This window comes from Virgisporangium aliadipatigenens, assembly GCF_016863615.1.
Lineage (GTDB): Bacteria > Actinomycetota > Actinomycetes > Mycobacteriales > Micromonosporaceae > Virgisporangium > Virgisporangium aliadipatigenens.
The window spans coordinates 32192-44814 of record NZ_BOPF01000003.1 but is presented as its reverse complement, the minus strand read 5'-3'; the positions used below and the strand labels follow the sequence as shown (position 1 = coordinate 44814).

The 12623-nt window shown below is 70.2% G+C and carries 14 protein-coding genes; 6 read left to right on the top strand and 8 right to left on the bottom strand.

All coding sequences use genetic code 11. The features are described 5' to 3' along the window. The first annotated feature begins 46 nt into the window (after nt 1–46). Genes Val02_RS04460 through Val02_RS04445 form a run of 4 tightly spaced genes read left to right on the top strand, consistent with a single transcriptional unit; the run spans nt 47 to nt 3289 of the window. Nucleotides 47–835 (top strand): ABC transporter ATP-binding protein, encoded by a 789-nt coding sequence (locus tag Val02_RS04460; protein WP_203897596.1) that lies wholly within the window; start codon nt 47–49, stop codon nt 833–835. 8 nt (nt 836–843) lie between these two features. Continuing rightward, nucleotides 844–1737 (top strand): ABC transporter permease, encoded by an 894-nt coding sequence (locus Val02_RS04455; protein WP_203897595.1) that lies wholly within the window; start codon nt 844–846, stop codon nt 1735–1737. A gap of 3 nt (nt 1738–1740) precedes the next feature. After that, the gene (locus Val02_RS04450; protein ID WP_203897594.1) at nt 1741–2511 is read left to right on the top strand and encodes an HpcH/HpaI aldolase family protein; all 771 of its coding nucleotides are present in this window, start codon (nt 1741–1743) and stop codon (nt 2509–2511) included. A gap of 43 nt (nt 2512–2554) precedes the next feature. Then, nucleotides 2555–3289 carry an SDR family NAD(P)-dependent oxidoreductase gene (locus tag Val02_RS04445; RefSeq protein WP_239152387.1) on the top strand — a complete coding sequence of 245 codons (735 nt, stop codon included), beginning with the start codon at nt 2555–2557 and terminating at the stop codon, nt 3287–3289. Between the two features lie 33 nt (nt 3290–3322). Here Val02_RS04445 and Val02_RS04440 read toward each other — a convergent pair whose 3' ends face one another. The 3 genes from Val02_RS04440 to Val02_RS04430 form a co-directional block, all read right to left on the bottom strand. After that, nucleotides 3323–3976 carry a flavodoxin family protein gene (locus tag Val02_RS04440; protein WP_203897592.1) on the bottom strand — a complete coding sequence of 218 codons (654 nt, stop codon included), beginning with the start codon at nt 3974–3976 and terminating at the stop codon, nt 3323–3325. A gap of 27 nt (nt 3977–4003) precedes the next feature. Further along, the gene (locus Val02_RS04435) at nt 4004–4918 is read right to left on the bottom strand and encodes a sigma-70 family RNA polymerase sigma factor (RefSeq protein WP_203897591.1); all 915 of its coding nucleotides are present in this window, start codon (nt 4916–4918) and stop codon (nt 4004–4006) included. Nucleotides 4919–5168: 250 nt separating this feature from the next. After that, entirely contained in the window at nt 5169–5846 is a 678-nt protein-coding gene (locus tag Val02_RS04430) for a DUF2510 domain-containing protein (RefSeq protein WP_203897590.1), read from the bottom strand. Nucleotides 5847–6208: 362 nt separating this feature from the next. Here Val02_RS04430 and Val02_RS04425 point away from each other — a divergent pair, with 362 nt between their 5' ends. Beyond that, nucleotides 6209–8818, top strand: a complete 2610-nt coding sequence (locus Val02_RS04425; protein ID WP_203897589.1) for a hypothetical protein — start codon at nt 6209–6211, stop codon at nt 8816–8818. Nucleotides 8819–8941: 123 nt separating this feature from the next. Here Val02_RS04425 and Val02_RS04420 read toward each other — a convergent pair whose 3' ends face one another. After that, nucleotides 8942–9376, bottom strand: coding sequence for a VOC family protein (locus Val02_RS04420; RefSeq protein ID WP_203897588.1), 435 nt, complete (start codon nt 9374–9376; stop codon nt 8942–8944). Between the two features lie 29 nt (nt 9377–9405). Next, a complete protein-coding gene (locus tag Val02_RS04415; protein WP_203897587.1) occupies nt 9406–9930 on the bottom strand; it encodes a DUF3558 family protein in 525 nt (174 codons plus the stop codon). 97 nt (nt 9931–10027) lie between these two features. On the opposite strand from Val02_RS04415, the gene Val02_RS04410 reads away from it, so the two are divergent. Beyond that, entirely contained in the window at nt 10028–10852 is an 825-nt protein-coding gene (locus Val02_RS04410) for a M55 family metallopeptidase (RefSeq protein WP_203897586.1), read from the top strand. Nucleotides 10853–10883: 31 nt separating this feature from the next. Here Val02_RS04410 and Val02_RS04405 read toward each other — a convergent pair whose 3' ends face one another. From Val02_RS04405 to Val02_RS04395, 3 genes are all read right to left on the bottom strand, one after another. Beyond that, complete coding sequence (locus Val02_RS04405; RefSeq protein WP_203897585.1) at nt 10884–11696, bottom strand: metallophosphoesterase family protein; 813 nt, start codon at nt 11694–11696, stop codon at nt 10884–10886. 74 nt (nt 11697–11770) lie between these two features. Then, entirely contained in the window at nt 11771–12250 is a 480-nt protein-coding gene (locus Val02_RS04400) for an SRPBCC family protein (RefSeq protein WP_203897584.1), read from the bottom strand. Beyond that, a complete protein-coding gene (locus tag Val02_RS04395; protein WP_239152385.1) occupies nt 12247–12615 on the bottom strand; it encodes a metalloregulator ArsR/SmtB family transcription factor in 369 nt (122 codons plus the stop codon). The genes Val02_RS04400 and Val02_RS04395 overlap by 4 nt, the downstream gene beginning before the upstream one ends. Between the last annotated feature and the right edge of the window lie 8 nt (nt 12616–12623).

The window sequence follows — 12623 nt, the reverse complement described above, 5'->3', positions numbered from 1 at the left end:
CGAGGCGCGGGCAGCCTGCGCTCGAACCAGGTGAGGAATGACTGACATGCCGACCAGCACCGACACCGACTTCGTGATCCGCCTGGACTCGCTGTCCATGCTCTACCCGACGAAGTCCGGCGGGACCGTCCAGGCTCTCGACGACGTCTCCCTCAGCGTCCGAGCCGGTGAGTTCATCTCCATCGTCGGCCCCAGCGGCTGCGGCAAGAGCACGCTGCTGCGGATCATCATGGGCCTGTCCCGCCAGACCTCCGGACAGGTCACCTTCGGGCCGTCGGACGACAGCCACCGCAACCAGCTCGGGATGGTCTTCCAGCAGCCGCTGCTGCTGCCCTGGCGCACCGTGCGGAAGAACCTGCTGACGTCGCCGGACCTGCACCACGCCCGGGACGCCGCGACCCACGCGAAAGCCGACGAGCTGCTGGTGATGCTCGGCCTCGAGGAGTTCGGCGACCGGTACCCCAACGAACTGTCCGGCGGGATGCAGCAGCGGGTCGGCATCGGCCGGGCCCTGATGCACGACCCGCGCATCCTGCTCATGGACGAGCCGTTCGGCGCCCTCGACGCGATGACCCGCGACCAGATGGGACTGGACCTGCTGAGGATCTGGGACCAGGACCGCAAGACCGTGCTGTTCGTGACGCACAGCATCCCCGAAGCGGTGCTCCTCGCCGACCGCGTCGTGGTCATGACACCGCGACCCGGCCGGTTGGCGGACGTCGTCGAGGTCGCACTCCCTCGACCCCGGCGGCTCGAGAACATCAACACGCCCGAGTTCGGCGAGATCGTCCTGAAGATCCGCAAGTTACTCGACTCCGAGCACAGCGCCCACTAGGAGACCCGATGTTCACCAACACCAAGCGCCACGCAGCCGGCCGAGAGGTACTCGCCGTCCCGGAGGGCGGGACCGTGCCGGTGGAGGCGCCCACGAGCTCGGCCACCGCGGTCCGACGCCGACGCCGCCGAGTACCCGGGATCGCCCACAGCGTGCTGGTGTTCCTCGGGCTGTTGGTGCTCTGGCAGGCCGTCGTGAAGATGTTCGACGTCTCCAACATCCTCGTCCCCACGCCCACGGCCGTCGCCGACTCCCTGGTCGACGGCTTCCAGGACGGCACACTGCTGACCCACTCGATCGTCACCCTGAAGGAAATCCTGATCGGGTTCGGCATCGCGGTCGGCTCGGCACTGGTGTCCGCGGTGCTCATCACGCAGTTCCGGACGGTGGAGCGCGTGCTCTTCCCGCTGCTCATCCTGACCCAGACGATCCCGAAGGTCGCCATGGCGCCGCTGCTGATCGTCTGGTTCGGCATCGGGATCAGCTCGAAGGTGCTGACCGTGGCCCTGATCGCGTTCTTCCCCCTCCTCATCAACGCCATCCTGGGATTCCGGTCCGCCGCCCACGAGCAGGTCGAGATGCTCCGGTCCTTCGGCGCGTCCCGCATGCAGGTCATGCGGCACCTGCAGATCCCGTCGGCGCTTCCGCACATCTTCGCGGGACTGGAGGTCGCCGTCATCCTGTCCGTGACCGGCGCCGTCGTCGCGGAGTTCGTCGGCAGCTCCGAAGGTCTGGGCTACCTGATCCAGGCGAGCAACTTCACCCTGGACGTGGCCAGGACCTTCGCGGTGATCGTCGTACTGTCGGCTGTCGGCATCGCACTGCACGCGGTCGTCGTGCGGCTCGGCAAGTGGCTGGTCTTCTGGACCGCCACCCCCACCGACACCGCCGGCGGGATCTGAGCCATGGCGCGGGTGCGCGACGGGATCAACGGCGGCACCCTCGGGACCTGGATCAAGCTCGCCAGCCCCGAGAGTGTCGAGATCATGGCCTACGCGGGCTTCGACTTCGTGGTCATCGACCTCGAGCACACGACACTGGACCTGGGCGCCGCCTCGACCCACGTCGCGATGGCCCGCGCCCTCGGCGTGGACCCGCTCGTCAGGGTGCCCGACCACGGCCTGAGCGTGATCCAGCGGGTCCTGGACGCCGGCGCGGCCGGTGTGGTCGTGCCGCACGTCGACACGGTCGAGCAGGCCCGGACGGTCGTGCGGGCCACCTGCTTCCCGCCGCGCGGCGACCGCGGGTCCGGCGGCACCAGCCGAGCGGGTCGCTGGGGACTGCTGCCGCGGGCGGACTACCTCGAGTACGGCAACGAGCAGGCGCTGTGCGTCGTCCAACTCGAGAGCGAGGTGGCGATCAGGAACGCGCGGGAGATCCTGGCCATCGACGGCATCGGTGCCGTGTTCGTCGGGACGGCCGACCTCTCGATGTCGATGGGCGTCGCGGCGGGAAGCGACGAGGTGCACCGGCTCACCACCGCCGCGCTGACGGCCGCCGCCGCGGCAGGTGTCCCCATCGGTACCGCGTCCGCCACGAGTGACCAGGCCCGGGCCGCACTGGCCCGGGGCTACGACTACGTGGTGGTCAGCAACGACACCTCGATCCTCGCCAGCGGGGGCCGGGCGATCGTGAACGCGCTGAGAGCGCCCGTCGCCGAGCGGGCAGCATCGTGAGCGCGGGGCGGGCAGCATCGTGAGCGCGCCACGTGTCGCCATCGTGACGGGCTCGAGCTCCGGGATCGGAGAGGGGATCGCCCGTGCGCTCGCGGCCGACGGCTGCACCGTCGTGGTCAACTCGGCCACCTCGGTCGACGCCGGTGAGCGGCTCGCGGCCGAACTCCCGGGGGCCAGCTTCGTCCAGGCCGACATCGCCGATCGCGCCGACGCCGTGCGCCTGGTGGAGACGACCGTGGCGCGGCACGGCCGGCTCGACCTGCTGGTGAACAACGCCGGGGTGTCGCGCCCCGTCCCGCACGCCGACCTGGATGCGATCACCGCTGACGACTGGCACCGGATCCTCGGCGTCAACGTCGTCGGGACGTGGCAGGTCTCCGTCGCCGCCGTGAAGGTCATGGAGCCCGGCGGCCAGATCATCAACATCACCTCGGTGGGCGGCTCGCGCCCCCTCGGCAGTTCGATCCCCTACTCCGTCAGCAAGGCCGCGCTCGACCACCTGACGAGGCTGATGGCCAAGGCCGTGGGTCCGGACATCCGGGTGAACGCGATCGCCCCGGGGCCGATCGAGACCCGGCTGACCTCGGACAGCCTCGCCACGCGGGCGGCGCGCACCAGGGCGATGACACCGCTGGGCCGGCTCGGGCAGCCGTCCGACGTCGCGGCGATGGTCGTGGCGCTCATCAAGGTCCCCTTCGTCACCGGTGAGGTGATCCACGTCGACGGCGGCATCAACCTCGTCACCCACGTCGACGCGCCCCGCACCGACGACCCGTGAGCCGAAGCGCTCGCGACTCGGCCCGGGGCCCGCTCACTTTGTCTCCATCCGGATGCTGAATTCCCCACCCCGTGGGCGGTCCGCGACCGGCTCGATGGCGGCAAGGCGCCCGCGCACGAACGCCAGCGTGGTTTCGGCGACGCGCCGGCCGAGGTGCTCGGCCGTCAGCAGGTCGGACTCCGGAGGCGCCAGATCCGGTTCTTCGTCCACATTGGACTGTGCACCGGCGCCGAGCCAGAAGCCGAGCCGATTGAGGTCGTCTTCCGAGCCGGTGCTGGAGTGGTTCGCCGGCGGCAGACCGAGACTGACCCAGTGCATGCCGTGCTGCGCGGCGAAGAGGCTGAGCTGGATCAGGGTGGCGAGCTTGTCACCGGACCGCGAACCGGAGTTGGTGAACCCGGCGGCGAGCTTGCCCTGCCACCCGTACCCGGTACTCATCACCGCGTTGGAGCTCGCCTCCTGGAAGGCCTTGAACGCCGCCGAGGCGCCCGCCACGTACGTCGGGGTGCCGAAGACGATCGCGTCGGCGGCGGCCAGCTCGTCCCAGCGGTGCGGCGCCTGCTCGACCGTCAGCAGCAGGGATTCGGCCCCGGCGACACGGTCCACGCCGCTCGTCACCGCCTCGGCCTGCCGCCGGGTGTGGCCGTATCCGCTGTGGTACACAATGGCGATCCGGGTGTCCGGCATGAGAGTCCTCCGTCGCTCGGTGGTGTGTCAGCTCTCTGACGCCACCGGGCGGAGAGAAGTGACCGGCTCGACGACCGCCAGGACCAGCCGGCGCAGCCGGTCCGGTTCTCCGATCACGTCGATACCGGCCACGCGATCACCGTCGATCACCAGACGCAGCGCGAAGCGCAGCCGCCCGTGCGGCGCGACCACCACGCCGATCCGGCCGTCGACGAGGGCCGGCCACGCGTGCCGGGCCATGCCCGCGCTCAGGACCGTCTCGGTCGCCACTCCGCGGGCGCCACGCGCCTCCTGCGCCGGCTGTCCGCGCATTGCCACCCGGTCGACCCGCCGTACGACGTCCGGCGCCAGCACGCGCAGAAGCGCATCCAGGTCACCGGCGCGGGTGGCGGCCAGGAATGCCTCGACAACGGTGCGATGCCGGTCGAGTTCGGCGGCGGGTACCGTGGCCGTGCCGTGCACCTGGCGGCGGGCACGGCTGGCGAGCTTCTTCGCCGCGTCCGGTGACCGGTCGAGCAGTTCGGCGATATCGTCGAACGGCACGGCGAACAGGTCGTGCAGCATGAACGCCACCCGTTCCGCCGGTCCCAGCCGATCGAGGACCACCAGCAGTGCCTCACTCACGCGGCCGGCCTGCGCCACCGCGTCCGCCGGGTCGGGTACGCCGTCGGTCACCAGCGGCGCCAGCAGGACCGGGTCGGTCGGCGTCTCCGGCCGGCGCCGGCGAGCGCGCAGCATGTCAAGGCAGACCCGGCTGGTGACGGTGGTCAGCCACCCCGGCAGGTTCTCCACCGCGCTGACGTCGACCCGGCTCGCGCGCAGCCAGACCTCCTGAAGAGCGTCCTCGGCATCCTCGGGCGAACCGAGTATCCGTACCGCGACGGCGCGCAGGTGCGCACGCGATCGCTGGAACTGCTCGGCAAGCACGGCGTTGGGGTCCATCGGTCACCTTCGGTCGTCCCGGCACGTCATATGCGGTGAGGGCACACCGGACGACGAGCAGGAGGCGACGTCGGCATCATAACCACAGGATCCAGCAGGAGGCGGCGGCGCACGTCCGGAGACTCTCGACGAGCAGCCACATCGCGCGACGGCCCACCATGGCGAACGGTCGTGTCTTCGATATGTGCCCGGAGGGGGATTCAGACCGCCGGCGCGCTCACGTCGTCCGGGGCCGGCGCCGGCGACGACATCAGCGATAGACGTGGCCGCGGAAAGCCGGCTCGCCGAAGTCGGGGGCACTGCTGATTGCAGCGTTGCCCGCCTTGACGGCCGCGACAAAGGCGCGAGGGGTCGGTCCGAATGGTGCGCGTAAGTACTCGACGGCGGCGCCGGTTTCGCTGTAAGTCTGTGGATCAAGAGAGGCAAGGAGTACGACCTCGGGGTCGGAGTTGCGGCACCCGGCCACAAGCCTGGCACCGGCCTCCTTCGCGAGAGCGCGGGCGTTGTCGAACGCCCGGTAGAGTGGTGCGAACTCCTCCTCCAACCGGCTCGCCATATCGGCGAAGTTCCGGATCGAGATTTCGTGCTGAGGCCGCTTCTCCGCCATGTTGCGTGTCGCGGTCGCATCGTTGGCGACCCTGAGCGCGGCTTCAATGCTGGTAAGCATGTTGCTGCAAGCCCGCCCGTACTCCTCGGCGAACCGGCGCAGCGCCTGCGCGTCCTCTGCGGGCACCGCCCCGGTCCCGGCGATCGGCGCCGAACCCGGTGGCGGAGGAGGTGGCGGTTGCGGCACACCTGCCAGCGGAGCCTGTGAGGTCACGCCGTTGTCGGCGACGTGGAGCGTCCAGCCCACGCCGTCGTGGTAGCGGTACTGGTACACCCCGTCGGGATCCGGGTGCCACCCCGCTGCCTGCGATGTGGTTGTCACAGCCGCCTCCAGAGTGCGTGAACGTCGTCCATCCCGGTGGGCACCGCCACTGCTGCCTATCGCCGGCGCCCAAGGCCAGCGTCACCCCGTCCATGTGGTGTCCACAATCGACGTACGGGCGGGTGTCGATGGACGACACGGCCGACGTGTCCACCGGGGGCGGCACGGGCGTGGACGGTTCGCGGGCCGGGACATCGTTGACTGAGGCTGTTCATCCCAGCAATACGGGCTGGTCGGACTGCGGCACCGTCCCTTGTGGACAACATGGCCGGATGATCGGACCGTTTCAGTCCGCCCGTCATCCGGGCAGAATTCGGTCACAGTCCCAGCAGGACGGAGCAGGAGACATGAGGGTTCCTCCCGTGGGTGGCAGCGCTGTCCGAGGGACGGATCCGCACGCGGGGGAACTGTTTACCGGCCGCCTGGCGGAAGCGCGCGCGTTCAAGGCGGCACTGGCACATTTCCGGAGCCTTGTGGACTCCGACCGTGAGGTTGGTGTCGAGCGTCGCAACATCGTCGGGTTCCACGGCCTCGGCGGGATCGGGAAGTCAGCACTGTCGGAACGGCTGGAGGCATGGGTCAGGCGCGACCTGCCGCTGGCGAACGGTTGGGGACCGCCTCCGCCGACCAAGGTCGACGCCACCGTGCGGATCGACCTGCACAGCTCAGCCGGACGGTTGGATTTGACAGCCGTGCTGCTGGCCTTGCGAGCGGGCCTGGCCGGCGTTCGCACCCGATGGCCGCTGTTCGACCTCGCTTTCACGGCGTACTGGTCGGCGGTACGCCCCGGCGAGGCGTTGCCGAGCTTCCGGGGAAACGCGGAATACGGCGATGTCGTCGCGAACACCGTCGGGGAGGTGTTCAAGGATCTCGGCTCCGTGGCGGACATGGCCGTCGGCACTCCCATCGGGGTCGGTGTGTGGGGTGTCCGAAAGCTCGTCGGCATGATCCGACGCCGAGGCGACATGCGGCTCGGTCTCGAAGCGTTCGACGGATTCGAGGAGTTCCTGTTGCGCTGCGCGGACGAGCCGAGTCCCACCGAGCCGCGGCCGGCGATCGCCTGCGAACTGGCCGCGACCCTGTCATGGGAATTGGCCGGCATCACACCGAGTTCGTTGATCGCGATCTTTGTCGACACCACCGAGCGCCTGGCCCTCGATCCCCGGCGGGCATCAGAGAGTCACCTCAACCGACTCATCCACGCCATGCCGAACGTCCTTTTCGTGCTGACCGGCCGGGACATGCTGGACTGGCACGACCCGGAACGTGCGGACCTGCAGTTCCGTGGCCCGTGGACCTGGCCCGGTCTGGTACCCGGCACGCAGGAGGAGATCCGCCAGCAGGCGATCGGCAACCTGTCACCCGTCGACGCAGCGGCTTTCATCCGGCGCAGCCGGCGCCTGATGGATCTACCGATGAGTGAGGCGGTGGTCGAGGACCTCGTCCGCGCGTCGGCCGGCCTGCCTCAATACCTCGAACTGGCTTGCCAGGCCGCGCTGTCGGTCAAGAATTCCGGCGGCGGACGGCAGGTTCAGGTTTCAGATGTCACCGGATCGCTGCGGTCACTGGTCATGCGGGTGCTGGACGACGTTCCTGCCGACGAACAGCGGGCAATCCGTGCCGGCTGTCTGTTCCGGAGCTTCGACACCGCCCTCGTCGCCGCGGCCGCCAACGTCGACCAAGGGTGCGCCGAGCGCGCGGTTGCCCGACCCATGATCGAAGTCCATTCTGACGAGCGGTTCCCTTACCGCCTGCACGATGCGGTGCGCAACGCGATCCGATGGTCGGATCACCGGGTCACGGGCGGTTGGTCGGAACGCGATTGGGAAACGGCCGCGACTCGAGCGGCGGTGGCGGCGCGGCAACTGCACGACGCGGCAAAGGAGCGCAGGAACAACCGCGAGATCCTCGACGCCATCGGGATCGCCGTGAGGCTGGTGTGCGACCAGCGTACCGACCTTGAGGCCGCACCGGGCAACACATACGCGGACTGGCTGGCACGCGCCATTGTCTACAGTCCTTCGCTCACCGGTCTGAGTACCCGGATACCGGCGTCAAGCAGAACCGACTACGGCCGCCACGTTCTGAACTTCATTGCCGGCAAGTCCCACGACAAGACCGCGGACGAACGGGTTCATCTCCTGCGTGGGGTATCTGAGGCCGAGCATCCACTGCGCGATGCCGCCTGCCGCCACCTCGGGTACACGATTCGTCGCCAGTACCGTTGGGAGGAAGCGCTGGCCGTCTTCGATGACCTCGCCGCCCGTGTGCCGACCGACCTGAACCGCGGCCAGCGGCCACAGTTGCTCGGCACCGCGCGCCGGTTCGTCGATGCACGTAACGCCGCCGCGGGCCTTCCCGTGGAGAGTCTGGTCACCCGAATCCGTGAGTACGTCCACGGTCGTCCGGAGCAGTACTTCCTCGACATCGGCGCCAAGCTCGCCCAACTCGATGCCGCCGGCCGCCAACGCGAGCATTTGGAGGACGTCGGGATACATCTGGAGCGTCGAGCGTTCTTCCACGGCGATCCCGGGGTGGGCGAGGTCGACGCGTTCCGCGAAGAGGCCGAGTCAGCCGGTCACACCGTCGGGATCCGATCCGGGCTGCTGACCACGTTGCTGATGCGCCGTTGCGCCCCGGAGGATCTCTCGATCGCCCTCCGTCGGCTGAAGATGCTGGACGAGGTGTCCACCGATACGGGAACGTTCAGTTTCCGGTATGCGTTTGCCGAGTTCTGCGACGCCGCTGTCGTCGGCGACGGGGATAGGCTCGACGCCTTGCGCACCGCCGTCGACGCGCTCACCATGCGCGGCCGTGCGTGGATTCCGGTCGAGTGCTTCCTCGAATCGTCCGGCCGGCCGGTGCGTCCGATTCCGACCCAGTGGGTGGAGCCGTTCACCGTCGTGCGGGCGCGCTGGGCCACTCACCTGCACACCTATCTGACTCGTCATGGCGTAGCCGACCTCGTCTGATCCTTGCGGAGTCGGTCACCGCTGGACCGCCCGTCACGTCCTGCTACGCCGTCGCACGGCGGCCCTGTTGCCGCAGTTCGACCGAGTTGTGGAGAAGGCCTATCGCGGCTGCCCCCGGGGTATTCAGTCGAGACAGAACTCGTTGCCCTCGACATCCTGCATCACCAGACACGACTCGTTGAAGCCGTCGGCGCGCAGAAGCCGCACCCGCTTCGCGCCGAGCGCGACCAGCCGTGCACACTCGGCCTCCAACGCGGCCACGCGTTCGTCCCCTACGAGCCCGGTGCCGACCCGCACGTCCAAGTGGAGCCGATTCTTGACGACCTTGTCTTCCGGAACGCGCTGAAAGAACAGCCGTGGGCCCACCCCCTCAGGATCGACACAGGCGAACGCCGACCCCTGCCGCTCAGCCGGCAGCGCCCGATCGAAGTCCTCCCACGAGGCGAACCCGGCGGGCGGCGGAGGCACCACATACCCCAAGGCTTCGCACCAGAACCGGGCGACGCGCTCCGGCTCCGCGCAGTCGAAGGTCACCTGGAACTGCTTGACTGACGCCATCGCCTCACCATAGAGGGCGGGATCCTGGGTCACTCGACATGGGTCAACGCCGCCGCGAGAACGGCGGCGCCGGCCGGACAGGCGCCCTCCTGCGGCGCGCCGGGCTCCGGAATCGTCGTGGCGCCGACGAGGTCGTCGACCGCGTCCAACGCGACGAAGGTGAAGCAGATCCGTTGGAACTCGGCCTGGACGCCGTTGTGCCGCCCGACCGACACCTGGGTCACGCGCCCGCCCGCGGTCATCTGCTCGGCGAAGGAGAGTTCCACGTCCAGATCGAGGCTGACGTTCTGGCCCGCGAGCTTCCACGTGCACGTGGGGCCGGACTCCTCCGTTCCGGCGGCGCCGATGCCGAGTGCGGCGAGGTCGCGATCATCGAGCGCGAGACACGGCTGTGCGGCGAGCTCGGCCCGCGGATACCTGCGCGGCTGCGGGGCGGCCGGGGACGCCGACGGCGCGGGCGTTGATTGCGCCGACGGCGGCGTCCGCGGATCCGGGCCGCCCGCACATCCGCCGGCGAGAAGGCTCAACGCGAACCCGAACGCGAACCACCGCATGGGGCGAAGGTAGGCGTCCGACGCGGGGACCCCTCCCGTACCCGCCATGGAGGGGTCGCGATTCGGATGACGGCCGTCGATCATAGGATCCGGTGGCATGCGGGTCCTCATCTCCGTGGACATGGAGGGCATCGCCGGCGTGGTGCACGGCGACGACATCCGTCCCGGTCACAGCGAGTACGAACGCCACCGCGCGCTGCTCACCGCCGAGGCCGACGCGGCGGTCCGGGGCGTGTTCGCGCACGATCCCGGCGCCGAGGTGCTGGTGGCCGACGCGCACGCGCAGTTTCGCAACCTGCTGCCGGCGGCGCTGGACCGGCGGGCCGTCCTGCTGCGCGGCGCGCCCCGGCCGGACGGCATGATGGCCGGGCTGTCGACCGGGCCGGACGCCGTGCTGTTCATCGGCTACCACGGCAAGGCGGGCACGGCGCGTTCGGTGCTGGCGCACACCGTCTCCGGCGGCGTGATCTCCGACGTGCGGTGCAACGGCCGTTCGCTCGGCGAACTGGGGCTCAACGTCGCGCTCGCCGCCCACCACGGCGCGGCCCCGGTGCTCGTGAGCGGGGACGACACGGTCGCCGCAGAGGCCGCGGAGGTGGCGCCCGGCATGCGGTGCGTGACGGTCAAGAATGCGCTGGGCGCCCGGGCCGCGTCGAGTGTGCATCCCGAGGAGGCGTGCGAGCGGATCGCGCGAGCGGTGCCGGAGGCGCTGGCCGGGCGGGCCGACGTTCGGCCGCTGCGGCTGGACGGGCCGGTGCGGCTGGAGGTGCGGGTGCACCGGCCGCACATGACGGAGTATGCGCTGCTGGTGCCGGGGATGAGCCGCGTCGACGGGTGCACGCTGGGCTATGACGCCGCCGACCTGCCGAGCGCGTACGGGGTGATCGAGCTGATCGCCACGCTCGGGGCCGTTCGGCTGTAGCCGTGCCGGGCATGGCCGGCGGTCGCCGCCGCTACGCGCCGAGGGCGTGCCACTCGTGGTCGTCGCGGGCGTACTCGGCCCGTTCGTGGGTGTCGAAGCGGCCGCCGTCCAGCCGGCGCACCGACACGGCGATCCGATCCCCCTCGGCCTCGATGAGGTTGTAGCTGTTGGGCTCGCCCTTGAGCCGGTCGGAGACGGCGGTGCCGCACTGCGCCACGACCAGCCCGTCGACCACGCCGCTGTAGGCGACGTGGATGTGCCCGCCGAGCAGCAGGTCCGCCCGCCGCCGCAGGTGCCGCAGCGCCAGCGCCGAGCGCCCCACCAGGCCGCGCTCGATGCCGCGTTCGTTCAGGAGGAACGGGTGGTGCCCGATGACCACCCGCAGGTCGTCGCGGGGAGCCCCGTCGAACGCCGCCCGGACGGCCCGCAGCTGCCGCAGGTTGATCCGCCCGCGGGACCAGTCGTGGTGCAGGCCCCAGCTGCGGGCCGTGTTGACGCCGACGGCGATCAGCCCGTCGGACTCGTGCGTGACGGCCCCGTGCGGATCGGTGCGCATGTGCCGCCGCCACCGCCGCCACGGCCACAGGAACCGCGACCAGAACGTCCAGCCCGGCAGGTCGTGGTTGCCCGGCACCACCAGGGTCGGGGCCGCGAGCCGGTCCAGAAAGGCGCGGGCCGCGCGGAACTCCGAGTCGCGCGCCGTCTGGGTCAGGTCGCCGCAGACCGCGATCATCGTCGGCCCCACCTCGCGCAACTCCCGCAACAACGACTCGGTGACACTCTGAACATCGCGGCCGAAGTGCAGGTCGGCGATCTGCGCGATCCTGACGCCGACCGGCTTCACGCAGCCGCCCCCGTTGATCTCACCCCACCAGTCTTACCCGCGAACCTCCGGATCCGCTCGTCGTCCCGCGGGTATCACCGCTGCGCCTCGAAGTGCTCCTTCATCGCCGGGTAGTAGTCGTCGAAGGAGGGCATCGGCCGGCCCTCCCGCGCGTGCACCAGCGCGTCGAGGTAGAACTCCCAGCCGGCCCCGAAGTCGCCGACGGCGTCGGTGTCGGTCAGGTGGTGCGTGAAGGTCAGCTCGGTCACGCCGTCGCGCTCGGAGAGCTCCAGCTCGAGGTGCCAGCTGCCCCAGTCGTTCACGGCGGACAGCGCCAACCGGCGCGGCGGCTCGCAGGCGTCGATCGTCATCCGCGTCCAGGGCTGACCCTCCTCGTGGATCATCTGGATCTCGATCTCGCGGCCGGGGCCCGCCTCGCCGCGCCACGGGCCGTACCAACGGGCGGTCCGTTCGGGCTCGGTGACACTGGCCCAGACGTCGTCGACGGAGGCGCGGAAGGTGCGGGTGAGCACGAGGTCCTTGCCGAGGAGCCGGCCGGTCGGGGTGGGGTTCATGCGCTTCTCTCCTGGGATCGGTGCTGCCGCCGCTCGCGGCGGGTGCGGTAGACCTCGGTCTCCAACGCGTCGAGGTGCTGCTGCCAGCCGGCCGGCTGACGGAGCCGTTCGACGAAATCGGTCAGCTCGTCGAGCGGCGCGGTGATCAGCGTGTAGACGCGACGGCGACCGTCGACGGCGTCGCGGACCAGGCCCGCCTCGCGCAGGACGCGCAGGTGGCGGCTGACGGCCGGGCGGCTGATCGCGAAGCGGTCGGCGACCTGCCCGGCGGAGAGCGACTCGTCGCGCAGCATCAGCAGGATCTCCCGCCGCACCGGGTCGGCGATCGCCCCCGCCACCTCGTCCACCCCGGAAGCGTAACCCATGTGTTACA

What these genes read in the sequence shown, in the direction of transcription:
- Val02_RS04415 (WP_203897587.1), bottom strand. Translation starts at nt 9,930, where the DNA reads ATGCGGTGGTTCGCGTTCGGGTTCGCGTTGAGCCTTCTCGCCGGCGGA.
- Val02_RS04420 (WP_203897588.1), bottom strand. Translation starts at nt 9,376, where the DNA reads ATGGCGTCAGTCAAGCAGTTCCAGGTGACCTTCGACTGCGCGGAGCCG.
- Val02_RS04410 (WP_203897586.1), top strand. Translation starts at nt 10,028, where the DNA reads ATGCGGGTCCTCATCTCCGTGGACATGGAGGGCATCGCCGGCGTGGTG.
- Val02_RS04455 (WP_203897595.1), top strand. Translation starts at nt 844, where the DNA reads ATGTTCACCAACACCAAGCGCCACGCAGCCGGCCGAGAGGTACTCGCC.
- Val02_RS04450 (WP_203897594.1), top strand. Translation starts at nt 1,741, where the DNA reads ATGGCGCGGGTGCGCGACGGGATCAACGGCGGCACCCTCGGGACCTGG.
- Val02_RS04435 (WP_203897591.1), bottom strand. Translation starts at nt 4,918, where the DNA reads ATGGACCCCAACGCCGTGCTTGCCGAGCAGTTCCAGCGATCGCGTGCG.
- Val02_RS04460 (WP_203897596.1), top strand. Translation starts at nt 47, where the DNA reads ATGCCGACCAGCACCGACACCGACTTCGTGATCCGCCTGGACTCGCTG.
- Val02_RS04395 (WP_239152385.1), bottom strand. Translation starts at nt 12,615, where the DNA reads ATGGGTTACGCTTCCGGGGTGGACGAGGTGGCGGGGGCGATCGCCGAC.
- Val02_RS04440 (WP_203897592.1), bottom strand. Translation starts at nt 3,976, where the DNA reads ATGCCGGACACCCGGATCGCCATTGTGTACCACAGCGGATACGGCCAC.
- Val02_RS04400 (WP_203897584.1), bottom strand. Translation starts at nt 12,250, where the DNA reads ATGAACCCCACCCCGACCGGCCGGCTCCTCGGCAAGGACCTCGTGCTC.